The 25,619-nt window shown below is 28.6% G+C and carries 27 protein-coding genes; 4 read left to right on the top strand and 23 right to left on the bottom strand.

Features of this window, described 5'->3' with window-relative positions:
• Positions 1 to 162: 162 nt before the first annotated feature.
• The 4 genes from Q0V08_RS01325 to Q0V08_RS01310 form a co-directional block, all read right to left on the bottom strand.
• Positions 163 to 864 (bottom strand): hypothetical protein, encoded by a 702-nt coding sequence (locus tag Q0V08_RS01325; RefSeq protein WP_297431406.1) that lies wholly within the window; start codon positions 862 to 864, stop codon positions 163 to 165.
• A 66-nt stretch (positions 865 to 930) separates the two neighbouring features.
• The gene (locus tag Q0V08_RS01320; RefSeq protein WP_297431404.1) at positions 931 to 2,520 is read right to left on the bottom strand and encodes an ATP-binding protein; all 1,590 of its coding nucleotides are present in this window, start codon (positions 2,518 to 2,520) and stop codon (positions 931 to 933) included.
• An 83-nt stretch (positions 2,521 to 2,603) separates the two neighbouring features.
• Positions 2,604 to 3,281: a response regulator transcription factor gene (locus Q0V08_RS01315; protein WP_023052405.1), complete on the bottom strand. Its 678-nt coding sequence runs from the start codon at positions 3,279 to 3,281 to the stop codon at positions 2,604 to 2,606.
• 81 nt (positions 3,282 to 3,362) lie between these two features.
• Complete coding sequence (locus tag Q0V08_RS01310) at positions 3,363 to 4,199, bottom strand: phosphate ABC transporter substrate-binding protein (RefSeq protein ID WP_297431402.1); 837 nt, start codon at positions 4,197 to 4,199, stop codon at positions 3,363 to 3,365.
• 253 nt (positions 4,200 to 4,452) lie between these two features.
• On the opposite strand from Q0V08_RS01310, the gene pstC reads away from it, so the two are divergent.
• Genes pstC through Q0V08_RS01290 form a run of 4 tightly spaced genes read left to right on the top strand, consistent with a single transcriptional unit; the run spans position 4,453 to position 7,686 of the window.
• Positions 4,453 to 5,334: a phosphate ABC transporter permease subunit PstC gene (gene pstC / locus Q0V08_RS01305; RefSeq protein WP_297431400.1), complete on the top strand. Its 882-nt coding sequence runs from the start codon at positions 4,453 to 4,455 to the stop codon at positions 5,332 to 5,334.
• 13 nt (positions 5,335 to 5,347) lie between these two features.
• The gene (pstA, locus tag Q0V08_RS01300) at positions 5,348 to 6,187 is read left to right on the top strand and encodes a phosphate ABC transporter permease PstA (RefSeq protein WP_297431398.1); all 840 of its coding nucleotides are present in this window, start codon (positions 5,348 to 5,350) and stop codon (positions 6,185 to 6,187) included.
• 32 nt (positions 6,188 to 6,219) lie between these two features.
• Positions 6,220 to 6,981, top strand: a complete 762-nt coding sequence (gene pstB / locus Q0V08_RS01295) for a phosphate ABC transporter ATP-binding protein PstB (RefSeq protein WP_297431396.1) — start codon at positions 6,220 to 6,222, stop codon at positions 6,979 to 6,981.
• Positions 6,982 to 6,993: 12 nt separating this feature from the next.
• Positions 6,994 to 7,686, top strand: coding sequence for a PhoU domain-containing protein (locus Q0V08_RS01290; protein WP_297431394.1), 693 nt, complete (start codon positions 6,994 to 6,996; stop codon positions 7,684 to 7,686).
• 11 nt (positions 7,687 to 7,697) lie between these two features.
• On the opposite strand, the gene Q0V08_RS01285 is transcribed toward Q0V08_RS01290, so the two are convergent.
• The 19 genes from Q0V08_RS01285 to Q0V08_RS01195 all read right to left on the bottom strand — a co-directional run bounded on the left by Q0V08_RS01285 (position 7,698) and on the right by Q0V08_RS01195 (position 25,618).
• Positions 7,698 to 8,585, bottom strand: a complete 888-nt coding sequence (locus Q0V08_RS01285; RefSeq protein WP_297431392.1) for a polyprenyl synthetase family protein — start codon at positions 8,583 to 8,585, stop codon at positions 7,698 to 7,700.
• On the bottom strand, positions 8,572 to 8,793 hold the full coding sequence (gene xseB / locus Q0V08_RS01280) for an exodeoxyribonuclease VII small subunit (RefSeq protein ID WP_297431390.1): 222 nt from the start codon (positions 8,791 to 8,793) through the stop codon (positions 8,572 to 8,574). Before xseB ends, Q0V08_RS01285 begins: the two co-directional genes overlap by 14 nt.
• Positions 8,794 to 8,808: 15 nt before the next feature.
• Entirely contained in the window at positions 8,809 to 9,357 is a 549-nt protein-coding gene (rsmD, locus tag Q0V08_RS01275; RefSeq protein WP_023051196.1) for a 16S rRNA (guanine(966)-N(2))-methyltransferase RsmD, read from the bottom strand.
• An 18-nt stretch (positions 9,358 to 9,375) separates the two neighbouring features.
• Positions 9,376 to 10,407 (bottom strand): tRNA preQ1(34) S-adenosylmethionine ribosyltransferase-isomerase QueA, encoded by a 1,032-nt coding sequence (gene queA / locus Q0V08_RS01270; RefSeq protein ID WP_297431387.1) that lies wholly within the window; start codon positions 10,405 to 10,407, stop codon positions 9,376 to 9,378.
• On the bottom strand, positions 10,388 to 11,527 hold the full coding sequence (gene prmC / locus Q0V08_RS01265; RefSeq protein ID WP_297431385.1) for a peptide chain release factor N(5)-glutamine methyltransferase: 1,140 nt from the start codon (positions 11,525 to 11,527) through the stop codon (positions 10,388 to 10,390). Before prmC ends, queA begins: the two co-directional genes overlap by 20 nt.
• A 2-nt stretch (positions 11,528 to 11,529) precedes the next feature.
• The gene (gene prfA / locus Q0V08_RS01260; protein ID WP_297431384.1) at positions 11,530 to 12,603 is read right to left on the bottom strand and encodes a peptide chain release factor 1; all 1,074 of its coding nucleotides are present in this window, start codon (positions 12,601 to 12,603) and stop codon (positions 11,530 to 11,532) included.
• A gap of 111 nt (positions 12,604 to 12,714) precedes the next feature.
• The gene (locus Q0V08_RS01255) at positions 12,715 to 13,125 is read right to left on the bottom strand and encodes a hypothetical protein (protein WP_040407573.1); all 411 of its coding nucleotides are present in this window, start codon (positions 13,123 to 13,125) and stop codon (positions 12,715 to 12,717) included.
• Between the two features lie 11 nt (positions 13,126 to 13,136).
• Entirely contained in the window at positions 13,137 to 13,292 is a 156-nt protein-coding gene (locus tag Q0V08_RS01250; protein WP_297431380.1) for a hypothetical protein, read from the bottom strand.
• Positions 13,293 to 13,389: 97 nt separating this feature from the next.
• Positions 13,390 to 13,716 carry a hypothetical protein gene (locus Q0V08_RS01245; protein WP_023051201.1) on the bottom strand — a complete coding sequence of 109 codons (327 nt, stop codon included), beginning with the start codon at positions 13,714 to 13,716 and terminating at the stop codon, positions 13,390 to 13,392.
• Complete coding sequence (locus tag Q0V08_RS01240) at positions 13,717 to 14,169, bottom strand: RNA polymerase sigma factor (protein WP_023051202.1); 453 nt, start codon at positions 14,167 to 14,169, stop codon at positions 13,717 to 13,719. It lies immediately after the preceding gene.
• Positions 14,170 to 14,227: 58 nt separating this feature from the next.
• Positions 14,228 to 15,277, bottom strand: a complete 1,050-nt coding sequence (gene ispG, locus Q0V08_RS01235; RefSeq protein WP_297431378.1) for a flavodoxin-dependent (E)-4-hydroxy-3-methylbut-2-enyl-diphosphate synthase — start codon at positions 15,275 to 15,277, stop codon at positions 14,228 to 14,230.
• A 47-nt stretch (positions 15,278 to 15,324) separates the two neighbouring features.
• Positions 15,325 to 16,338 (bottom strand): peptidoglycan DD-metalloendopeptidase family protein, encoded by a 1,014-nt coding sequence (locus tag Q0V08_RS01230; RefSeq protein WP_297431376.1) that lies wholly within the window; start codon positions 16,336 to 16,338, stop codon positions 15,325 to 15,327.
• The gene (gene rho, locus Q0V08_RS01225) at positions 16,338 to 17,585 is read right to left on the bottom strand and encodes a transcription termination factor Rho (RefSeq protein WP_297431374.1); all 1,248 of its coding nucleotides are present in this window, start codon (positions 17,583 to 17,585) and stop codon (positions 16,338 to 16,340) included. Before rho ends, Q0V08_RS01230 begins: the two co-directional genes overlap by 1 nt.
• A gap of 16 nt (positions 17,586 to 17,601) precedes the next feature.
• Positions 17,602 to 18,912 (bottom strand): tRNA (N6-isopentenyl adenosine(37)-C2)-methylthiotransferase MiaB, encoded by a 1,311-nt coding sequence (gene miaB, locus Q0V08_RS01220; RefSeq protein ID WP_297431372.1) that lies wholly within the window; start codon positions 18,910 to 18,912, stop codon positions 17,602 to 17,604.
• 96 nt (positions 18,913 to 19,008) lie between these two features.
• The gene (locus tag Q0V08_RS01215; protein WP_297431370.1) at positions 19,009 to 19,662 is read right to left on the bottom strand and encodes an N-glycosylase/DNA lyase; all 654 of its coding nucleotides are present in this window, start codon (positions 19,660 to 19,662) and stop codon (positions 19,009 to 19,011) included.
• Between the two features lie 111 nt (positions 19,663 to 19,773).
• Positions 19,774 to 21,534 carry a hypothetical protein gene (locus tag Q0V08_RS01210; protein WP_297431369.1) on the bottom strand — a complete coding sequence of 587 codons (1,761 nt, stop codon included), beginning with the start codon at positions 21,532 to 21,534 and terminating at the stop codon, positions 19,774 to 19,776.
• 8 nt (positions 21,535 to 21,542) lie between these two features.
• Positions 21,543 to 24,275, bottom strand: a complete 2,733-nt coding sequence (locus tag Q0V08_RS01205; RefSeq protein ID WP_297431367.1) for an SNF2-related protein — start codon at positions 24,273 to 24,275, stop codon at positions 21,543 to 21,545.
• Positions 24,276 to 24,388: 113 nt separating this feature from the next.
• A complete protein-coding gene (locus tag Q0V08_RS01200) occupies positions 24,389 to 24,595 on the bottom strand; it encodes a DUF1858 domain-containing protein (RefSeq protein WP_023051210.1) in 207 nt (68 codons plus the stop codon).
• A 66-nt stretch (positions 24,596 to 24,661) separates the two neighbouring features.
• Entirely contained in the window at positions 24,662 to 25,618 is a 957-nt protein-coding gene (locus tag Q0V08_RS01195; protein ID WP_297431365.1) for a KpsF/GutQ family sugar-phosphate isomerase, read from the bottom strand.
• Between the last annotated feature and the right edge of the window lies 1 nt (position 25,619).

Here is a 25,619-nt window from a genome sequence, read left to right as displayed (position 1 = left end):
GAGACTCGAACTCTGAAGTCTTGCGACGCCGGTTTTCAAGACCGGTTCCTTACCAATTAGGATAACCTTCCGTACACAAAGATAGTATCATTTTTTTTATTAATTGTCAAATACTTTTTTTATTTTCAAAAAAAAAGCTGCTTTAAAAGCAGCTTTAATTAACTATTTTTCTTCAGTACCTGTTGTTTCAGTTACTTCCTCTTTATTTTCTTCCTCTTTTGGAATAGGATTTCCAAACATCCACTCAATTTGTCTTCTAACTCCAGTTAATTCTACTACTTGACCATCAAACTCTAATCTGTCATTTTCAGGAATAGCTAAGAATCCATCTTCTATAGGAGCATCTTTTAATAAATTATGTTGAATTTTTATAGCATTCTCAAATCCAAACGGTTTAAATTCTGTTTTTACACTTCTAATTAACTCATCATTTTTAGAAATCTCTTCTACTTGTTCTGGACTAAATTTTCTTTGTGGTGGATACTCTGCTATAAATAAAGTTTCTGTTTTTAAAAACTTTAGCTCTTCTCCCTCTTTTTCAAATATATCTATTGTGTATCTTCCTCTTGTTTTAACTAAAAATCTATCAATATCTACAATCTTTTTTCCAACACCTAAAGGATCTACCATTGGTGTTAACTCTCCTCTTGATATTAAATCATCATCAGGTCCATTCAATCTAACTTCAAAAACTGTTGGTTTTGTAATCTCCTCAAAAGTTAAAACAATTGATAATCTCATCATAGGATGAGGAAATATTGGTTGAATTATATTATCAAAAGAGCCAAATATATCTACAGCTCCTCCTACTTGTTGACTCATTTGAGCTGCATGTGCAACTACTATATTTTTTATCTTAGCCATCTTATCCCCCTTTTTGGTTGTTTTGTTCTAATTTACTATAGCATACCTATTTTAATTTGTAAATTCTTATTTCAAGATTGTAAATATAAAAATAGTTCCCTTTCCTTCTTTAGAAATAACATCTATTTTTCCTCCACATCTTTCTACAAGTTCTTTTACAATAGAAAGCCCCAGTCCGGTTCCAGCCTTATTACTTGTTCTAGCTTTATCTACTCTATAAAATCTTTCAAATATTTTCTCCACATCTTCTGGAGAAATTCCTACTCCATTATCTTTTACACCTATTTTATACATACTTTTCGTTTCTATTATTGAAATCTCTATTTCAGGTCTTAAATCTCCTCTATATATAATAGCATTTTCAACTAAGTTTTTTAAAATAGTTAAGACTTTCTCAAAATCAATTTTTAACTCTCCTTCTTTATTTAAAAGGTTTAGACTATAAGTTATATTAGCATCACTTGTTTTTATTCTTTCATTTAATATTGCATGTAACTCAGTTTTTAATCTTGCTACTGGAACTTTTTCGATATTAACAATATTTGAGCTTTCTATTTTGCTTATATTCAAAAAATCTGCAATTATATTTTCTAATTTGTCTATATTATTTTTTATAGTTTTTATAAACTGAACTTTCAATGGTTCAGGTGCATCTTCTAATGCAATTACATAACCTTTTATATTTGTTAAAGGTGTTTTCAACTCATGACTTACATTACTTATAAATGTTTTCTGAACTTCTATCATTCCTTTAGTTTGAGTTATATCTTTTATAGATAACAAATATCTTTGGTCTTGATCTAAAAATTTAACACTCACACTAAAATATCTTTTTAATCTCAGTATATAAACTTCTGATTTTTGATTTTGCTTCTCTCTTACACTTCTTTTTACTATATCTATAATTTCGATATCTTTTATCAAATTCAAATAGCTCATTTTGTCCTTTTCATAAAGATAATTAAATCTACTGTTTTTAATTATCAATTGTAAATTTTCATCAAAAAGACATATAGAAGAATCTATCGAAGTTATTATTTGATGCAAAATTCTTTTCTCTCTATTAAGGCTAACTATATTTTCTAAATTTTGTTTTTGCCACTTTTGAACAATATCCCATAAATTTAGAATCCACGGATCTTTTTCAAAATATAAATTTTCTCCATCTCCTTTTTCTTTTAAAAAATCTTCAATAACTTCTATCTTTCTATACAAATCTCTTTTTAAATATTTTTTATAAAAAGCATGTATTATAAAATTCAAAAATGTAAAAAATAAAAGTTCTGCAACCAGAATTATCTTTAGCATTTTTAAAGTATCTCCATAATTTTTAGAAACTCTTACAACTACTTTTTCTCCCTCTTTATTAGTTCTTTCAACTGCATAATATGCCATAGTCTCATCTGAAATACTACTTTTTCTTATATCAAATCCTATTCCAGTATTTTTAACTTCTAAAACTTCTCTTCTATTGCTATGATTCTCTAACTTTCCTTCTTCATTATATTTTCTTGAATCATATATAACTCTTCCATTTAAGCCGATTATATTAAATCTCATATCAGAATTTTCAAATATTTGTTGATAATCTTTTTTGTCATACTCCTTTATTAAATTAGATATGATAAAAACATTTTCTTTTAAGCTATTTTTCACTCCATCTTTATATAAGTGAGATAAAAATGATATATTAGTTATTACAAAAATTATCTCAATCATAACTATAAAGAATAAAGCAATTATCTCTTTTCTTCTAATCTGTATCCTACTCCTTTCACTGTTTTTATACACTCTGTTAAAAATGGTATCTTTTCTCTCAATTTAGATATGTACACATCTACAGTTCTATCTCCTGAATAATAATTACTTCCCCAAACTTTATCTAAAATTTTCTCTCTACTTACTACAATCCCTTTATTTTTAACTAAAAGTAAAAGTAAATCATACTCTTTCTTAGATAACTCTACTTCTTCACCATTATTTGTAACCAAATGTTTATCTTCATCTATCTCTAAATCTAAAAATCTATTTCTTATTTTTTTATTTTTTTCCTGTTGATTAAGAAGTTTTTTTCCTCTCAGTAAAAGCTCTCTTGGATCAAATGGTTTTTTCATATAGTCATCTGCTCCAATCTCTAAACCTTTTAATACATCTTCAACCTCTGTCTTAGCAGTTAACATAACTATATACGGAGTCCCATACTCATCTTCCATCTCTTTTACAATCTTCGTAAAATTTATTCCATCTAAATTAGGTAACATTAAATCTAAGATGATTAATTCATGTTTGTCTTTTTTTAAATACTTCAAACCTTCTAATCCATCAGAAGCCACAGTTACTTTATAGCCCTCTTTTGTGAAATAATAGTTTATTAACGCCTGTATCTCTAAATCATCTTCAACTACTAGTACCTTCATATCATCTCTCCTTATTTTTTCTTTTTATTATATCATAAATATAAAAAAGGTGTCCTTTTTTCATTAGGACACCTATATCTACTATTTTGCTGGAACGAATCCCTCATCAGCAACTACTCTTTGTCCATCTGCTGATAATGCAAAGTCAACTAATCCATTTACATCTTTATTATCTGTATCTATAACATACCAATAGATTTCTCTTGCTATTGGGTATTTTTTATCCGCTACATTTTGTACACTAGGCTCTATTGAATCCACTTTTAAGCTCTTTACAGATTTGTCCATGTATCCCATTCCTATATATCCAATTGCATATTTATTATTCTTTGCTTCTTGTTTTATAGCTTCATTTGAAGGCATATATAGAGTATTCTTTCCATATTCTGCATCTTTTTTTGTATTTTCTTCTCTTATAATGTGTTCTTTAAAAAATTCATGTGTTCCAGATGATGAATCTCTTGATAAAACAACTATTGTAGCATCATCTCCACCAAGCTCTTTCCAATTAGTAATCTCTCCTCTAAAGATTTTAGCTAAATCTTGGTGTGTTAAATCATTTACTTTATTTGAATCATTTACTATTACTGTTATACCATCATATCCTAAAACAACTTCTTTTAATTTTAACCCTTTCTCTTCTGCTGCTTTCATCTCTTTATCTTTAATATTTCTAGATGCCATTCCTATATCTGCAGTTCCATTTATTAAAGATGAAATTCCCACTCCAGATCCTCCACCTGTAACAGCAATTCTAGCATCTTTATTTTTACCCATATACTCTTCAGCAATATATTGAGAAACATTTACTATTGTATCTGATCCTTTTACTTGAACAACTTTTGATGCCATTGCTGTTGTTGAACATACTCCCATCATAGCCATTAACCCCATTAGAAAAAACCTTTTCATTTTCATTCTTAAACTCCTCCTATAATTTTATCTTTATTTTCATTCTTAATTTTTTATTCTTGAAAATAGTATAGAACATTAATGTTAATCTAATTTAAATTTAATGTAAAAAAACTGTAAAAAAAATTTTACAGTTTTTTTACATACAATTAATCTTATTTTAACAAGTAGCATATATTATATCTGTATATAGTTTAATTTAAGTTTAAAATTAGTTTAAATTTTTTTTAATTTTTTAACATAGATTTAGGAGGTTATCATGCATAATATAAGAAAAGTTAAAGATTCTTTTATGAATGGAGTTCACTCTGTTGTTGGAATTTTTAACATTCTAATTGTTATACTTATATTTATTTTCATTTTAGTTAATAGTTTATCTTTTTTTAAAGATTATCCTCTTTCAAAATTTTTCTTTGGAACAGAATGGATATCTCTTTCGGGTAAATATGGGCTTTTACCGCTGTTAGTTGGATCATTTTGGGTTACATTAGTTGCACTTTGTATCTCTGTTCCTATTGGTATTATAACTACAATATATTTGTCTGAGTTTGCTAATAAGAAAACTAAAAAAATTATTAAAATTATTATAGAAACAATGTCAGCTTTACCTTCAGTTGTACTAGGTTATTTAGGACTATATGTTTTATCTGGTTTTATAAAAGATTCTTTCCATTTACCTAGTGGACTAAATGCTTTAACTGGAGGAATTATGCTTTCTTTCATGGCTATTCCTACTATAGTAAGTTTATCTGACGATGCATTAAATGCTCTTGATAAATCTTACCGTGAAGCTTCTCTAGCTCTTGGAGCTAATAAACTTGAGACAGTTTTCAAAGTTCTTTTACCTGCTGCATTTCCTGGAATTTTTGCAGGTATTATGTTAGGATTTGGAAGAATTATTGGTGAAACTATGGCTGTACTTATGATAACTGGAAATGCTCCAATTATGGCAACATCTCCACTATCTCCTGTTAGAACTTTAACAGCTACCATTGCAGCTGAAATGGGAGAAGTTGTTCAAGGCAGTCAACACTATCATGCTTTATTCGCTATTGGTTTAGTATTATTTGCAATAAGCTTCTTAACAAATAGTATTGCAGATAAGTATATTAGAAAATCAAGAAAACTGATGGGTAAATAGGAGGAATATTAAGATGAAAATTTTAAAAGGAAAAAGTGGAGTAGCTATTGAACTCTTTATTAAAGCAGTTGCTTTATTAGCAGTAGTACCTATCTTTTTAATCTTAGGATATATTATATACAAAGGTGTTCCTTCAATTTCTTGGGAATTTTTAACTGAAATTCCTAAAAGAGGAATGAGAGCAGGGGGAATCTTTCCTGCTATTGTAGGTACAATTTACCTTACTCTTGGAACTATAGCTGTTTCAGTTCCATTTGGAATTTTTACTGGAGTATATCTTGTTGAGTATTCTAAAGATAACATATTAACAAGATTGATTAACTTAACTATTATTAATTTAGCTGGAATACCTAGTATCATCTATGGTCTTTTTGGGATGGCATTATTCGTTATCTATTTCAAATTAGGTGTTTCAATATTATCTGGATCTTTGACTTTAGGTATTATGTGCTTACCTGTTATAATAACAGCTACAAGAGAAGCACTTTTAGCTGTTCCAAATAGTTTAAGAGAAGCATCCCTTGCTCTTGGGGCTACAAAATGGGAAACAATTTCTAAAGTTGTTATTCCTGCTGCGTTACCTGGAATCTCAACTGGAGTTATTTTAAGTATTTCAAGAGCTGCTGGAGAGACTGCACCTATTTTATTTACAGCTGCAGCATTCTATTTGCCATTCTTGCCACAATCAATATTTGATCAAGTTATGGCATTACCTTATCATCTTTACGTTATATCAACACAAGTACCAAACATGCCTCAAAGCAACATGCATGGAACTCTATTTGTTCTTGTATTTATAACTGTAGGATTTAACCTGATTGGGGCGTATATTAGAAACAAGTTTGAAAAATAATAATCTCGTATAATTTTGGAGGAATATATAGTATGAAACAAGACGTTAGAATATCTGTTAAAAACTTTAACTTTTATTATGGTGATTTCAAAGCTTTAAAAGATATAAATATGGATATAATGAAGAATAAAGTTACAGCACTTATTGGTCCATCTGGATGTGGTAAATCAACATTTTTAAGATCTTTAAATAGAATGAATGATCTTATATCAAGTGTTAAGTATGAAGGTGAAATCTTACTTGATGATCAAAATATTTTTGATAAACAGTTTGATATTGTTGAACTTAGAAAAAAAGTGGGAATGGTTTTCCAAAAACCAAATCCATTCCCTAAATCTATTTATGAAAATTTAGTTTATGCTCCAAAATTACATGGAGAAACTAATAAGAAAAAATTAGATGAAATTGTAGAATCATCTCTTAAAGCAGTTGCTCTTTGGGATGAGGTAAAAGATAAACTTCATCAATCTGCTCTTGGTCTATCAGGAGGACAGCAACAAAGACTTTGTATAGCTAGAGCTATCTCTATTAACCCTGAAATACTACTTATGGATGAGCCTACTTCAGCTCTTGATCCGATTTCAACTGCTAAAATTGAAGAGTTAATTGTTGAACTTGCAAAAAATTATAGTATAGTTATTGTTACTCATAATATGCAACAAGCATCAAGAATATCTGACTATACTGGATTTTTTTACCAAGGTGTTTTAGAAGAATTTGATGAAACTTCAAAAATCTTTACAACACCTAGCGTTAAGAAAACCGAAGATTATATAACAGGAAAATTTGGATAAAAAGGAGATTTTATGAGAACTTTAAACGAATCTTTAAAAGCTTTAGATGAACACTATTTAGAAACATTAAAATATGTTGGTAGAAATTTCGATGTAAACTTAGAAATGTTACAAAATAATAGCTTTGATCCTACTCTTTATGGAGAGGCTAAAATGATAGAAGATTTTATTAACTCTTTCGAAGTAAAACTAAAAGAAGATTCTATTATTACAATGGCTAGATTTCAACCTGCTGCCAAAAATCTTAGAAAATTAGTAATGATTATCAATAGTGTAAGGGTACTTGAAAGAATGGGAGATCTTTTAAAAGCAAATCTATCTTTAATAAAAGATATTGAAAAAAAATCTCCAAATTTAGCTTATGCTTTGAGTGAAAAAGTTTTACCAATAGCAAAAAAAATTAGAGGTCTTTTCCAAATGTACGTAGATGCTTTTTTAAATGAAGATGTACGTTTACTATATAATGTTCTTTATTTAGATGAAGAGATTGATGATTTAATTAATGCTAATACTGATTATTTTCTTACTAAAATGAAGGAAACTCCAGATAATGTTGTTGGAGGATCTGAACTTATGCTTCTAGATAAAAAATTTGAAAGATTATCAGATCATATAATACATTTAGCAAGTGATTTAATCTATATTTTAAATGGTGAAAATACTAGAAAAGCTGAGTTACAAAATAAAAGCAAAGGGAACCAATAATGGTTCCCTTTTTAATTCTCTCTAATTCCTATATAATCTGCTAATTCTAAAAAGATTCGAACTTTTTCTTCTGAAAAAATATTTAAACTTTTCTTAGCCTCTAAAATAACTTCATTTAATATCTCTTTACTCTTTTTTATTCCAAATATACTTGGGTAAGTTGTTTTTTCTAATTCCAAATCACTACCAATAGGTTTTCCAATCTTTTCAAAATCTCCTTCTATATCTAATATATCATCCTTAATTTGAAAAGCTAACCCTATTCCATTAGCATATTTCTCTAAAGCTTTATACTCCTCTTCAGTAGCATCTGAAATTATCGCACCTATTTCTATTGGTAATTTTATTAATTTTCCCGTTTTATTTTCATGAATATATTTTAAAGTTTCTAAAGATACTCTCTTTTTTTCACTTTCTATATCTACTGTTTGTCCACCAATCATACCATTTATTCCAGCATATCTTGATATCATACCTATTATTTTTATAAGTTTATCTGGAGTTATTCCCTTTGTTTCATCTGCTACAACAGAAAACGAGTGTGTTAATAGTGCATCTCCTATCAGTATAGCTTCAGCTTCTCCAAATTTTTTATGAGTTGTTAATTTTCCTCTCCTATACTCATCGTTATCAAGAGCTGGTAAATCATCGTGAACTAAAGAATAAGAGTGAATCATCTCTATTGCAACAGCTATTGGTAATCCTAAATCTATTTTTTTATTGAAAAGTTCTAAAACCATCAACAATAAAATTGGTCTTAATCTTTTCCCACCATTTAAAACAGAATATCTCATACCTTCTGCTATTACATTTGGGTATTCTAATTTATTTAAATGATATTCTATATTTGAATCCACTAGTTCTCTTTTAGTTTTTAAGTAATTTTTAAGCATTTTCATCAACCTCTAGTTGAATGTTATTATCTTCTGAAGTTACTTTTATTATTTTACCCTCTGCTTTATTCAAAATATCTGAGGATTTTTTTAACAACTTCATAGCTTTTTCATACTCTTTAATTGACTCGTCTAAAGATAACTCACCTTTATCTAATTTTTCAATTATTATATCAATTTCATTAATATTATACTCAAAACTATCTTTTTTCATGGATCCTCCCTCTTTTTATCTTGTATAGAATGTCACAACTTTTTTTCCATATTTTCTTTCATCAGTTTTTTTAAATTCTCCAACCTCTTCAGACATATCTTCATACATATGATGCTCACAAATTATTAATCCATTTTCTGCTAATAATCCAGCTTTTGATATAGCTCTCATAACTCTTTCACAAACCTCATCTTTATAAGGAGGATCCATAAAAATTATATCAAATTTTTCACCTTTTCTTCCTAAAATCTCAACAGCTCTTAAAGTTTCATTTTTATAAGCTCTTGATTTATTCTCATATCCTAAATTATTAATATTTTTTATTATATATTTTAATGCTTCTTGATCTTTTTCTATCATTACAGCTCTTTTTGCTCCTCTACTCAAAGCTTCTAAAGCTATATTTCCTGTACCACTAAAAAGATCTAAGAATCTAGCATCAGTTATATATGGAGCAATTATTGAAAATAGAGATTCTTTTATACTATCTTGAGTAGGTCTTGTATCTGTTCCTTTTCTACACTCCAATCTCTTTCCCTTTGCTTCTCCTGCTATTATTCTCATCTTTTCACCTCTTTTTTATTAATAAATAAACATTGCATCTCCAAAACTAAAGAAATGATACTCCTCTTTTACAGCTTCTTTATATACATCTAACATAAACTCTCTATTTGAAAGAGCTGATACTAACATAAGAAGTGTTGATTTTGGCAAATGAAAGTTAGTTATTAATGCATCTATAACGTTAAATTTATATCCTGGATATATAAATATCTCTGTGCTTCCTGTTTTTGAAATTAAATTTCCATCTGTATCCACAGATGACTCTAATGCTCTAACAGTTGTTGTTCCTACAGCTATTATTCTTCTATTCTCTTCTTTTGCCTTTTTTATTCTCTCAACAGTATACGAAGGAATTTCAAAAATTTCCTCATGCATTTTGTGGTCTAAAACATCTTCAGTTTGAACTGGCCTAAACGTTCCTAAACCAACTTCTAAGAATACATCTAATATTTCAACACCTTTTTCTTTTATTTTTTCTAAAAGTTCTTTTGTAAAATGTAACCCCGCTGTAGGTGCCGCAACTGATTCTCCCTTTATTGCGTAAACTGTTTGATATCTCTCTTTCGTTTCTAAAGCTTCTACAATATATGGAGGTAATGGCATTTTTCCAAGCTTATCTAATACTTCTTCAAATGCACCCTCATATTCAAATTTTAAAACTCTATTTCCATCTTCTTTTATCTCTAATAACTCAGCCACTAACTCTTTATTTTCACCTATTTCAAGTTTTTGTCCTACTTTCAATTTTTTAGCAGGCTTTAGTAAACACTCCCAAGTATCTAAGCTTACTCTCTTTATTAAAAGTATTTCTAAAACTCCACCAGTTTCTTTTTTTCCAAAAAGTCTAGCTGGTATAACTTTTGTTGAATTTCTTACTAAAACATCTCCTGGTTTTAAATAGTCTATTATATTAAAAAAAGTTTTATGTTCTAATGTTTGATTTTCTTTATCTACTACCATTAATTTAGAGTGATCTCTAGGCTCTCTAGGTTTTTGACCTATAAGCTCATCTGGTAAATGATAATCATAATCAACTAACTTTGTTGACATCCTCTTCACCACTCTTTCTTCCTATTACTACTCTCTCTATTCCACTATAATCATTTACAATTGCTATTATTTCAAATCCAGCTTTTTTCATAAATTGACTTACTTCGTGTGCTTGGTTATATCCCACTTCAAAAGCTAAGTAACCTTTATCTTTAAGATATTTTGGAGATTCTTCTGATATTTTTTTATAGAAATAATAACCATCTCCATTGTCTGTTAAAGCACCTTGTGGTTCGTGCTGTCTAACTTCTGGCATTAACTCCTCATATTCTTCTTTACGTATATATGGGGGATTTGAGATAATCATATCGTAATCATTCTCTTTTATATTTGAGAAAACATCTGACTTAATAAATTTTAAATTACTCTCTACATTATTAATCTTTCTATTTTCCACAGCAACTTCTAAAGCATCTGTACTTATATCTGCTCCTAAAACTATAGCACTTGGAACCTCTTTAGCTATAGTTACAGATATTGCTCCACTTCCAGTTCCTATATCTAATACTTTTGGATTCTCTATCTCACTTAAAATAAATTTACACTGCTCTACTAAAATTTCTGTATCTGCCCTTGGTATTAAAACTCTCTCGTCAACTTTAAAAGGTAATCCATAGAACTCCCACTCTCCTAAAAGGTATTGTAGAGGCTTTTTTTCCTTTGCTCTTTTATAAAGCAAATCTTTTATCTCTTCTTTTTCTTTTAAAGCAATCTCTTTTCTCAAATTCATAAATAGCATTGTTCTCTTGACTTTTAAAACATGAGCAAATATATACTCTGCATCTAACTTGCTATCTTTTACATCATTTTTATTCAGATATTCTATACTCTTTTGTAATAGTTCTCTATTCTCAGAACTACAATCTTTCTCTTCAACTAGACTTATCTCTTCTTTTGGAAGTTCATCAAAAGTTAATCTATTTCTAGCCATAGCTTTCAAATAATTTTTTATTTTATCTTTTTGCTCTAAATTAAGTTCCATGTCAAAATAAGCGTAAAGAGTTATTCTTTCTAAATTTAATACATGAGATATTATCTTTTCACTTTCTAATCTGGGTTTTGAAAAGGAGTATTTTTTCAAATACTCCTCAGAAAATTTTAATATATCTAATAATTTCATAATTACTCCGCTGAACTTGAAAGCATTTCTGCTTGAGCAAATGTAGTTAGAGCATCTATCATATCATCTATATCTCCATCTAAGAAAGCTTCTAATTGATGTGCTGTATACTTGATTCTATGATCTGTTATTCTTCCTTGTGGATAGTTGTATGTTCTTATTTTTTCTGATCTATCTCCTGATCCAACTTGAAGTCTTCTTTCACTTTCAACAGCTGATCTTTGCTTTTCTAACTCCATCTCATAAAGTTTTGAAGCTAAGTGTTTCATAGCCTTTTCTCTATTTTTTAACTGTGATCTCTCATCTTGACACTGAACAATTACTCCTGTTGGTAGATGTGTTATTCTAACTGCAGAGTCAGTCATGTTAACGTGCTGTCCTCCCGCTCCTGAGGCTCTAAATGTATCAATCTTTAAATCTGATGAGTTTATTTTTACGTCTTGAACTTCATCAACCTCTGGTAAAACTGCAACTGTTGCTGTAGATGTGTGTATTCTTCCTGATGATTCAGTTTCAGGTACTCTTTGCACTCTATGAACTCCTGATTCAAACTTAAGTCTTGAGTATGCTCCTTGACCATTTATTGAGAATACAGCTTCTTTTATTCCTCCAACACCAATTTCTTGTTTCTCTATTATTTCAACTTTCCATTTGTGTCTCTCAGCATATCTCATATACATTCTAAATAAGTTTCCAGCAAATAAAGCAGCTTCGTCTCCTCCTGCTCCACCTCTAATCTCTATTATAACGTTTCTATCATCGTTAGGGTCTTTTGGAAGTAATAATACTTTCATATCTTGCTCTAGATTAGGAATTATTTCCTCAATCTCTTTTAATTCCTCTTGCATCATTTCTCTCATATCAGAGTCTTTTTCTCCTCTGATATTTTCTTTTATAAACTCTAAATCTTCTTGATATCTTTTATACTCTTTGTACTTTTCAACGATAGGTGTTATATCATTTAATGCTTTATTACACTCCATCATTTTTTTGGGATTACTTAAAACTTCTGGAGAACCTAAAGCTTCTGTTAACTCATTAAACCTTACTACAACTTCTTCTAATTTAGTAAACACTATCTTCACTCCTTTTTATATCTATACTTTAACTTATAAATTATACCATACTTACTTTAAAAATAAAATAAAAAATCTTCTTCCATTATTATTAAGGAAGAAGATTTTTAACTATTGTTTTTCTCTTGATTGTGATATTCTTTTTAACGATAACTCTCTAGCTTTCAAGTACTGATCTGTTGTTATATATTTTTGAACTTCTATTTGATACTTCAATCTGTCCTTTATAATTTCTGCATCTAAAAGTCCAACCTTCTCTACTAATTCATTTAATTTTTCAAGATTTTTTTCTGTGCCATCCAAAATGTATTTATTAATTTCAATCTCTAATGCTTTTTTATCCAATGTTTTTAATTTATATTGAATACTAGCTTGCTCAATTATAACCTTAACTCTATCGATATTATCTTGACTTACCCCTACAGCTTTGAAATCGTCATCTTTAACTATCCCTATTCCCGATGTTGCATAGGCTGATACACTAAATACAAGTATCAACAGTCCCATCACTATTTTTTTCATAAAATCCTCCACTAAATTTGTAGATCTGTTACAAAAAGATTTTCAGTATTAAAATCTCTTTTGTTTATTTTTATTTCATCAGCTTGAAATAAATCATCGATTGTAAAACCAATCTCTTTTTTATCTGAAACTTTTCTTTGTAGCTCTCCACTTTCTAAAGCTACCAACTTCTCTGTAGGAGAAATATTTCTTTTAACTAAATCATAAGATGTCCCTGTAAAGACTCCAACAGTCCCATCACTATTTTTTTCATAAAATCCTCCACTAAATTTGTAGATCTGTTACAAAAAGATTTTCAGTATTAAAATCTCTTTTGTTTATTTTTATTTCATCAGCTTGAAATAAATCATCGATTGTAAAACCAATCTCTTTTTTATCTGAAACTTTTCTTTGTAGCTCTCCACTTTCTAAAGCTACCAACTTCTCTGTAGGAGAAATATTTCTTTTAACTAAATCATAAGATGTCCCTGTAAAGACTCCAACTACAAAAAGAGACAAAGAAAAAAATGAGATTTTTTTATTTCTTTTTTTCTCCTCTTCTAGTAATGATTTATAAATATTCGCTCTTACTCTCTCTTTTGGAGATACCATTTATATCACACCTCCCATGTCTTTAATTGCCTTGTAGTATATCGTTTTTACTGTTGATATATTCATTTCTTTCATATCTGCAATCTCCCTCAGTTTATAGCCATATATATCTTTTAAAACAACTATCTCTCTCTCCTGGAAAGGTAGTTCTTTTAACTTCTCCTCTAAAAGGATTGGAATATTAAAGTCTTCATTACTTTCAACACTTAAAATCTCATCATTTAACTCTAGATTTAGCTTTTTCTTTCTAAAAAAATCATACGTTTTATTTATAGCAATTCTATAAATCCAAGTATAAATATTACTCTCTTCTCTAAAGCCTTTAAGATTTTTATAAACACTAATGAATACTTCTTGAGCTATGTCTTCGGCATCTTCGGCATTTTTTACTGTTGATAGTATTTTATAGTATATTCTATCAAAATACTCATTATATATCTGATCAAAATCCATTTAAATACCTCATTATTTTAGCTTTATAATTTTAGACTACAAAATTCTTAAAAAAGTTTTAATTAAAATCATCTTCGATTAATTTTTTTAACTCTTTTAGAATATCCCCTTCATCAACCTTTTTAATTATCTCACCTTTTTTAAATAAAACTCCAACTCCTTTTCCACCCGCTACTCCATAGTCAGCTTCTTTAGCTTCTCCAGGTCCATTTACAACACACCCCATAACGGCTATTTTTATTTTTTTATCCACTTTTTCAAACTCTTTTTCCACTTGATGTGCAAGTCCTATCAAATCTATCTCAGTTCTTCCACAAGTTGGACAAGATACAATCTCTACACCAACCTCTTTTAATCCTAAAACCTTTAATATCTCTTTTGCAACTTTAATCTCCTCTACAGGGTCTTCTGTTAAAGAAACTCTAATTGTGTCGCCAATTCCATCAACTAGCAAAGAACCTATTCCAATAGCTGATTTTACAGTCCCTTGAAATGCTGTGCCTGCTTCTGTAACACCTAAATGTAGAGGATAATTACACAACTTAGCTAGTTTTCTATAGGCTTCAACCATCATCTTTACATTACTCGATTTCAAAGAAATTATTATATTTGTAAAATTAAATTTCTCTAAAAGTCTCATATGATATAAAGCACTCTCTACCATGGCATCTGATGTTGGTTTTCCATATTTTTCTAATATTGTTTTTTCTAATGATCCTGAATTTACACCTATTCTAATCGGTATACTTTTTTCCATAGCTTTTTTAACCACGATTTCGACCTTTTCATCACTACCTATATTTCCTGGATTAATTCTTAACTTATCAATTCCATTTTCTATAGCTAATAAAGCTAGTCTATAATCAAAATGTATATCAGCTACTAATGGTATATCTATTTTCTCTTTTATTTCCTTTATTTTTTTCGCAGCTTCTTCTGTATTTACTGTAACTCTAACTAATTGACATCCTTCTTCTTGAAGCTTTTTTATTTGATTAACTGTTTTTTCTACATCTGTTGTTGGAGTATTTGTCATCGATTGAATAATAACATCATTTCCACCACCAATCAATATATTTCCAACTTTTACAACTTTAGAATCTCTCATTTTTCACCTCTCGCAAAATTTAAAAAAGCCCTAGTATAATCCTAGGGCTATCTAACTAAATAATTCATTGGATTATTAGCTTTTCCGTTCTTTCTAATTTCAAAATGTAAGTGTGGTCCTGTTACTCTTCCTGACATTCCAGTTTTCCCTATAACTTGACCAGCTTTAACTCTATCACCTGTTTTTACATACATTTTATCTAGGTGAGCTGATCTTGTTTCAAAACCATTGCCATGATTTATTTTAATTATTTTTCCATAACCTGTCATATATCCTGCAAAAACCACTGTTCCATCCTTTGACGCCATTAAAGGAACATACCTTGCTCTCATATCAACTCCTGCGTGTTGAATATATCTTTTTAAAACAGGATGAAATCTTTTACCAAAAGGACTTGTCACTCCTGCCCATTTTACTGGCATTGTAAAATTTTTCTGTACGGTTGTTCTGTTTACACTTCCGCTACGAGTAAGTCTTTTTAAACTCTCTTCACTTGGATTATATATAAACAGTTCTTCTCCAACTCTTATATTATCATTTCTTAAATTATTATATTTTCTTAAATCATCCACATCTATTTTATAAGCCAGTGCTATTTTAAAAAGGGAATCTCCTCTTCTAACTTTATAAAAAACACCATTAGATTTTACGATTTTTATTTTTTGTCCTGCTCTTAAATTATTGGAAATTCCTGGATTATTAGCCTTTAAAACCTCTAAAGATATTCCATTTTTATCTGCTATTCCACCTAAAGTATCTCCACTAGCGACTACATAACTTTCTAGCTTTGGGATTTCATATGCTTGCTTTAAGTCTAAATCTTCAAGAGGAACTCCTTCTATCGATTCATCTTCACCTATTTTATACTCTTTCTCTATTGTATAAAAATTGCCATCAACAAGTTCAAATCCACCACCATCTTCAACAGTAGTTGTCTCTGAATAATATTCCGTAAACTTTTTTAAATCTACTACTTCTGATTTATAAGGTTTAAAAACTAATATTAACATAGCTATAAATGCTGCTATTATTATAGCAAATATTTTAAATATCTCTTTCACTATTTCCCCCTTGCAAAAGACTTCTCATACATTTCTATAAGTTTATCATTGCTTTCAGTTGATGAAATAGTATCAATTAACTTTTTTGTTGCAGTAGCTTTATCTAGAGATGATAGATATCTTCTTATATTCCAAATAGAATCTAATTTCTTTTTCCCTATTAAAAGCTCTTCTTTTCTAGTTCCAGATTTTTGAATATCTATAGATGGATATATTCTAAGTTCTGCTAAATTTCTATCTAAATGTATATCTAAGTTACCTGTTCCTTTAAATTCCTCATATATAACATCATCCATTTTACTTCCTGTATCAACTAAAGCAGTTGCTAAAATAGTTAAACTTCCACCGTTTCTTATATTTCTTGCTGATCCAAAGAATTTCTTCGGATAGTATAGAGCTGTTGGATCAATTCCACCTGAAATTAACTTTCCACTTGATGGTATTACTATGTTATACGCTCTAGCCAATCTTGTTAAAGAGTCCATCAATATAACTATGTTCTCACCATTTTCAATTTTTCTTTTCGCTCTTTCTAAAAGAGATTCAGTAACTTTTATATGATTTCTTGGATCATCATCAAAAGTAGAAGCATAAACTTGTGCTCCTTTTACAGTTTCCTTTATATCTGTAACTTCCTCTGGTCTTTCATCTATTAAAAGAATCCAAACTTCTATATCTTTATTATTTTCTATTATAGAGTTTGCAATATTACTAATCAGTACTGTTTTACCAGCTTTTGGTGGTGCTACTATTAGTCCTCTTTGTCCTAATCCTATCGGTGCAATTAAATCTATTATTCTACCAGAGATATTTTTTGCATCTGTTTCTAATTTTAACTGTTCTGTTGGATAAGCCGGTATTAATTCATCAAATGGTATTCTTGATTCAGCCTCTTGAATACTTCCATTATTTATTAAAAGAACTTTTCTAAGTCCATAGTTATTTTCACCTTGAACAGCCTCTCTTACTTCACCTAATACAAAATCTTCTGTTCTTAATTTAAATTTTCTTATTTGTGAAGCTGATACATAGACATCTTTTTCAACATTTGTATTTCTTAAAAAACCATATCCATCAGCCATTACCTCAAGATTTCCCCAAGCCAAATGCATTCCCTCTTTAACATCAATTGCTTCATTTATCAATTCTACAATTTCTGCTTTTTTAGTTCTACTTGAATAATCAATATCCATTTGTCTAGCAATCTCTTGTAACTCTTTTAGCAAAAAATTTTCTAACTTCTCCATTGTACCTCCAAGGTTACTAGTCTACTATCTCTCCGTATAGCGACCATGTTTTACACTCATTTATTTTTACATTAACAAATGTTCCTTCTAACTCTTTATCTCCTGCAAACAAAACAACTTTATTAGTTGATGTTCTTCCTGTCAGAACTTCTTCATTTTTTCTGCTTGGCCCTTCAACTAAAACTCTTTCTACTTTTCCCTTGTAGCTATCGCTAGCTTCTTTTGATTTTCTATTTTGTAAATCTATTAGTCTTTGAAGTCTCTCTTTCTTCACTTCTTGATCTAATTGCCCATCCATTTTTGCTGCAGCTGTACCTTTTCTAGGTGAATACATAAACATAAATGAAGTTTCAAATCCAATTTTGTCTACAACATCTAAAGTATCTAAGAAGTCTTCCTCTGTTTCGTGTGGAAATCCTACTATTATATCTGCTGTTAATGCTACACCTGGAATTCTTGACTTTATTTTTTCAGCTAACTCTATATATTGCTCTTTAGTGTATTTTCTATTCATTAGCTTAAGTATTCTTGATGATCCTGACTGTAACGGTAAATGTAAACATCTTGCAACTTTTTCATTTCTAGCTATAACATCAATTACATCATCCCCAAAATCTTTTGGATGTGGCGAAACGAATCTAACTAAAAACTCTCCTTCTATCTTACAGATTTCCTCTAATAATACTGCAAAGTTCTCACCAGTTTCTAAGTCATTTCCATATGAATTTACATTTTGACCTAGTAACATAATCTCTTTATATCCTTTTTCTACAAAAACCTTAACTTCATCTAATATTTGAGGCATTGGAACAGATCTTTCTCTTCCTCTCACATAAGGAACTATACAATAAGTACAGAAATTATTACATCCATATGTTATTGGAATTGAAGCTGTTTTTTTAGAATCAAACTCTGCATCTAATCTTGGTGGTAAGTCGTCCTCATCACCTGTATAAATAACATGTTTAAAATCTCCTGATTCTATTTTCTCAATTGCCGTTGGAATTTTTCCAATATTTTGATTTCCCATTACGATATCTATCACTGGGAATTTTTTAGCTAACTCCTCTCCTTGCTCTTGAGCAAAACAACCTGTTATTCCTATGATTGTTCCTCTCTCCTCTTTAACAGCCATTAACTCTCCAAGCTTTCCATAGATTTGAGTAGCTGCTCCTTCTCTTACTGTACAAGTATTTAAAAATACTGCATCTGCTTCTGATACATCTTCGATTACATTATATCCCATATTTTGTAAGATACTCTTTATTTTTGCACTTTCGTTGACATTCATTTGACAACCGTATGTTATTATTACTGCATTTTTCAATTTTTTTCCTCCAAATTTTTAACAAATTACTGCCTAAACATGTTAAAAATTATACCATAGTAGTACAACTTTTATCAATAATTCTTTAACTAAACATTATTTAAATATATCTTTAGCTTCTAAATACCATAACAATAAATCTATATTCTCCATAGGAATATCTATCTCTTTACAATATTTTTTTAATTTCTCCTCTATCTCTTTATATAATTTAGGAGTCACTGTTTTAGGAACCTCTTTTATCACATCTAAAGCTGCTAAATTTTTTAAAATATGTCTATCTAAAATTGCTAACTCTTGACCAAAACCAACATTTCTTAAAAAATGACTAGCTTCTTTATATGACATTCCTCTTATATTTTTTACAATCCACTCTCTCATCTCAAATGCTGAATTAAATGTTGAAAAGAAATCTTTTGTTATAAATTTCCCATTCTCATCTGTCATTTGCTTTCTAAGTATATACAAATTCTTAGCTTTAGTTCTATTAAAACGAACGATATTTAAAAATGGAAGTATCTCCTCTTCACTTCCTGTAAATAAAAGATTATTATCTCTTAATTCACTTATTGCTTTCCATGCATTTCTAGCTTTAGATTGAGGAGTTAAAATACAAAAAGCTAATTCACAAAAGATATCTTTGTTATCTCCATCTCTCCATATTTTTCTATACTCTTCTAATCTTTCTTCTATTCTACTTTTTATATTTTCATATATTTTTTGTACTTCATAAAAATAGGCATTCTTCATAAAATATACCTCCTAAAATTATTCGTACTTTAATTTTACCACATTTTTACAACTCTTTACATCTGTTTTTAAATAAAATAGGATAAAGCTATTTTTAGCTTTATCCTATTTTTATAAGTTCACAAAGTATCCGTATTCTTTAAATAAACCTGATACTTCGTCTAAATTTTCCTTTTTTACCATTATGTGAAGATCTTCACCCTTTAAGATTAATGGCTTAAATCTTTTGTCTTTTGTTATTGCTGATAATAATTCTTTATCATTTTTTAATTTTAAAACTTTATAATCAGGAACATGTGTAATTAGCTCTGTTTTTTCAATAACGTCTCCAAAGAACCTATTCCAATTCATCGGTAAATCATTGGTTATTTTTTCTTTAAACTCTTGTATCTTACCATGTACTTCATTTAAATTTTCCAAGCCTTTCGTTAAAGTTTCTTCAGATATTTTAAATTTATTTGGTGCTATTTTATTACCTAATTTTTCTAAAGTCATCATTCTAAGTGGACTTTCTCCTATAACAGTAACAATTAATCTATCTTCATCTAAAACGATTTTTCCTTCATCCTCTAAAACTTTAAAATCATATGTTAATACTCTATCAAATATATATCTACCTAGTTCTGTAAATTTAACATACTTTATTCCATCATATTTGCTTAAATACCCATTTTTTAAGTATAGTGAATTCGCTGACGAAGGTTTTTCATAACAAATCTCTAAAACTCCTAATGATGCTAAAATAAAAAATACTGATTTTACAAATGGCTCAACCACATAAGCTAAGTATTTATCATATCCTACTATTTTTGTTCTCTCATAATTTGCTTCATTAATATATAATGTTGCAAATGCTGATTCTAAATCAATTATTTCTATAAACTCATCTCTATAAAGTATACTCTTTATTATATTATCAATAGATACAAATCCATCATCTGGAAATTCTGATAAAACTTTACTTATTGTTGCTAATCCTCTTTTTATTTCATCATTTGATTTGCCTACATTTTTTATACCCTTTAAATAATTTAAATAAAGACTTATATACGTATTATCTTCACTTTTTATAATACTTCCATCTAAAAACCCTTTTACTATAGCTTTTAAGTTACTTGATCTTATAAATTCATCATTTAAATATTCATCTTTAAAAAGAAATAAAAATAGTCCCATTGTTTCTGTTTTTAAAAACTCTAAATCTTTTATCCCTTCATAGTACTCATGAATATTACAGTACTTCTTCATATTATTCTTTGATTCCTTTAATAGTTTTCCACTACTTGAAAGTTGCATTTTTCCATCTTTAAAAAAAGAATAATATTTTCTTAAATTTTCTTGTATTTTTTCTTCATTGTTTTCTCTAAACTCACAATCACAATTTCCAACTTTATAAATATAGTACTCTTTTGGCTTATTCATAAATTGTCTCATAACTCTTACTATATCATTGTTTAGTGTTAAGTATTCTCCTCTTTTGGTATCTCCATTTTTAGTAAAAAATAAGAATTCATCTTTTAATTCTGATTTTATATTGTATCCTTCTTCATCTTTTAAATAAATATCTCTATCTTTTATTTTGAATTTACCTTTCCAAGCTATACTTTCAAATATCTCTTGAACCTCTTTTGGTAATGAAGAAAAAATACCTTTAAACACCTCTTCTTTTGAGTACATTTGCTCCATCAGTTCTAAAAAAGTTTGCTTATTTGTAGATTCTGATATTAAAGAAATTTCAAATAATCCTAAATTACTTCCAATGTACCCTTCAGCTATCCAATCTAAGAAATATCTTTTAAAGATTTTAAAAAGAATCTCTTTTGAATAACTTTCATTTAAAGCCTTTCTAAATCTATCTCTACTTATTCCCATACCATCTCCTATTCTCCAAGAATAAACTCTATATCTTTCTCAGTTAAAGTTTTTAAAGTCGCTCCCTCATCAGAAATTAAATTATCTAATAGCTGACTTTTACTTTCTTGTAATTTTAATATTTTTTCTTCGATTGTATCTTTTAATATTAGTTTGTAAGAGAATACTGTTCTATCTTGCCCTAGTCTATAAGCTCTATCTACAGCTTGATTCTCTACAGTTTTGTTCCACCAAGGATCATAAATAAATATAGTATCCGCTGCTGTTAAATTAAGTCCTACTCCACCAGTTTTTAATGTCATTACAAAAACTTTATATTTTTTATCTTTTTGAAATAAATTTACTAGACCTTGTCTATCTTTAGTTGCTCCTGTCATCTCTAAGTATTTTATTCCTCTTTTTCTTAAATCAGATGTTATACTTTCAATACTTTTTATATAATTTGTAAATATAAGAACCTTATGCCCATTTTCTACTGCATCTTGAACGTTATTTATAAGTACCTCTCTTTTACTAGAAAGTACGTTAGGATTTTTCATCTCTGGACAACTTGTTAATTGTCTAAGTTCATTTAAAGCTTGAAGTATGTAAAACTGTGTTTTCCCTAATCCTTGAGTTTTTATTTGGCTATTTATCATGCCATAATAATATGCTCTTCTTTCTTCGTATAATCTTTTTTGCTCTGGATTCATTCCTATAAATAGTGTTTTTTCAATTTTATCAGGAAGATCTTTTAAAACTTCTTTTTTGACTCTTCTTAATATAAATGGATATATTTTCTTTTTTAATTCCTCTATTGCTTCCTTATCATTCTCTTTTTGAATTGGATTAGCATAGTGATAATTAAATTCATCTAAAGTTCCAAACATCGATGGATTTAAAAATCTAAATAAAGAGTATAACTCTCCCAAATTATTTTCAATAGGAGTACCACTTAAAGCTAGTCTGTATTTTGAATCTAATAACATAACTGCTTTTGTTGTTTGAGCATTTACATTTTTTATATTTTGAGATTCATCTAAAACTATTAAATCAAATTTCATCTCTTTTAAATATTCAATATCATTTCTTACAGTACCATAAGTTGTTATAATTACTTCTACATTATTAAAAATTGTTTTATCTCTAAAGTTTCCGTAATATATACCACATTTTAAATCTGGACTAAATTTTCTTATTTCGCTTTCCCAGTTATATATCAAACTTTTCGGCATAATTATTAATGTTTTTCTTTTAGGTGTTAAATGTAAACTTGTTATTAATGTTATTGCTTGTAATGTTTTTCCAAGACCCATATCGTCTGCTAAACATCCACCTAAACTATTATCCATTAAATATCTTAACCATTTATAACCATACTCTTGGTATTCTCTAAGTGTAGCATTTATTATTGGTGTTGGTGCATTATAATTTTCTATTTGATTAATACCTCTATAAAAACTCTTAGTCTTTTTAATCTCATTTGCTAATACTTTATCTTCAATTAAATCATCTATAATCGGTAAATCAAAGAAAGAAATTTTTACATTTGATTTTCCATTATCTTTAAATACTCTCTCTAATTTTTCCATATATTTTCTATTAATAAGTGCATTTGTTCCATCACTTAAAACAATATACGAATCTTTTTTAAAGCTATTTAAAACATCAACTATTGAGAACTTTTCTCCTTCAATCTCTAAATGAACATCACCTTCTAAAAAGTCTATTCCATGTTTAAAGTTTCCTACTACTTTTGGTTTTACAGCTTTTACACTATATTTTTTCAGATTATCTGTTCCTACAACTTTATACTTACCCGCTAATTGTAGAAGCTCTTGTGTAACAAATTCTCTAGCTAATTTTTCTTGTAAAATAATAAAGTTTCCATCTACATAAAAACTCGATTTTATTTTTAAATTCTTTTGATGTTTTACAATATTTTTAACAATCTCTTCCACTGTTTCATCTAAATAAGCTGCTTCAACCCTTGTTATTTCAACTCTTTTTAAATCATCTTTTATAACTAAAGCTTTATCTAGATTATGCGCTTTTAAAAATTCATAATCAATTGTTGAAATTGATGCTCCTATTTTTAAATATAAACTGTTATCTTGAGATATTTTTTCTATTATTAATTCTTGAACTGGTTTTAAATTACCATCTTCTACAATTTCATAATCTAAACATTCAATCTCTATTCCACTACCAAAAGATGATGCTAATGTTAAATATTTTTCTAATTCTGGTTTTGAAAACTTCGACTCCATCTCTTTTAAAATATGTATAGTATCTTTTGGAAGATCTATCCAATAAAGTGTGTCTTCACTTAAAACATAGTTATCTGAAACTATTTTAAAGTCTTTCTCACCATTTAGAAGAAGCTTTCCTTCACATAAATCAAAATCATCTTCTACAAAATTAATTTTCAATACTATTTTATTTCCACTCAAAACCCATTTAATTGGATTCATATCCCCTGTAACTACTTTTTTACTACTTTTTAGATAATCTAAAATCTCTATATTTTCATCTATATATAGTTCATTTTTTTCATTATCCCACCCAGAGAAAAAGCTATCTTCTTTTATCTCTTGAATTAAATCAATAATTTTCAAATCATTTTCATCACTAATCTCATATTCTACTGTATTTTCTACTATATCCCCATTACTGTCTACTAAAGAAACATATGTTCCTACTTCGTCACAAGTTAAAGTAAAAAATAGTGACTCATTTATTTTTTTTAAATTAGATTCCATACCCTTTTCCCTCATATATAAATTTTTTCTGAAATATATTATATCAAATTTTCTAAGGGTTAGCAAGAAATTAAAAAAAGGACTCTATTAATTAGAGTCCTTTTACTTAATTCTTACTTAGCTTCTGATTCTTTTATTAAGATGTTCATCTCTTCGATTAATGCATCTGCATCTAATCCATGAGCAGCAATTCCTTCTCCTAAAGTTTCTCCAGCTGCTACCATACATCCTACACACCCTAATCCATGCTTTTTAAATACCATTGAAATTACTGGATGCTTTTGAACTGCTTCTAAAATATTCATATCTTTAGTTACCATTTTTACTCCTCCTACTTTTTCTTTATATTACTTTTTTATTATATAAAACTTTACTTTTTTTGTCAACTATTTTCCTATTACATTTAATAAGTCATGAATTCTAACAACTCCAACAATCTGCTTATCTGACAAAACAGGTAATACAGATATTTGACTCTCTCTATTTTCCATAAGATCTAAAGCATCCAATGCCATTATATTTTCAGTGGCATAAGTATAATTTCTAGTCATTATATCCTCAGCTTTTAAAGTAAAAAATTTATCTTTCATCTTTAGGGCTCTTCTAATATCCCCTTCTGTTATAATTCCTAAAAGTTCATCATTTTCAACAATACAAACTACTCCTAGTCTTTTTTTAGTCATTGTCATTATTACTGTATCCATATCACTTGTTAGTTGAGCTATCGGTAAATCCTTATGCATTACATCCTTTACTTTCATAAGTAATCTTCTTCCTAAACTTCCTCCTGGATGATAAACGGCAAAATTTTCAGGCTTAAAGTTTCTTGCAGTTATTAATACTGTTGCTAATGCATCTCCCATAACTAAAGTACTTGTTGTAGAAGACATCGGAGCTAAATTCAATGGGCATCCCTCTTTTTCAACACCTATATCTAATACAGCATCCGCTTCTTTTCCAAGTCTTGAATTAGAGTTACCAGTCATAGCTATCAATGTTGCACCAATTTTTTTTATTGATGGAATAATTGAAATAACTTCATCACTATTTCCACTATTAGATATTGCTATTACTATATCATTTTTATTTATCATTCCTAAGTCCCCATGAAGCCCCTCTGCCGAGTTCATAAAAACAGCTAATGTTCCTGTAGATGCTAATGTTGCTGCTATTTTTTTTCCTATAATTCCAGATTTTCCAATACCTGTTATTACAACTTTTCCTTTGGAATTTAGTATTAAGTTTACAACAATTTCTAATGAGTCTGATATTTTATCTTTTACTTTTTCTAGTTCACAAATCTCTTTATCAAATAAATCTTGTGCTATTTTTTTTATGTCCATA

Source organism: uncultured Cetobacterium sp. (genome assembly GCF_947038635.1).
Lineage (GTDB): Bacteria > Fusobacteriota > Fusobacteriia > Fusobacteriales > Fusobacteriaceae > Cetobacterium_A.
This window is presented reverse-complemented; position numbering and strand designations above follow the sequence as displayed.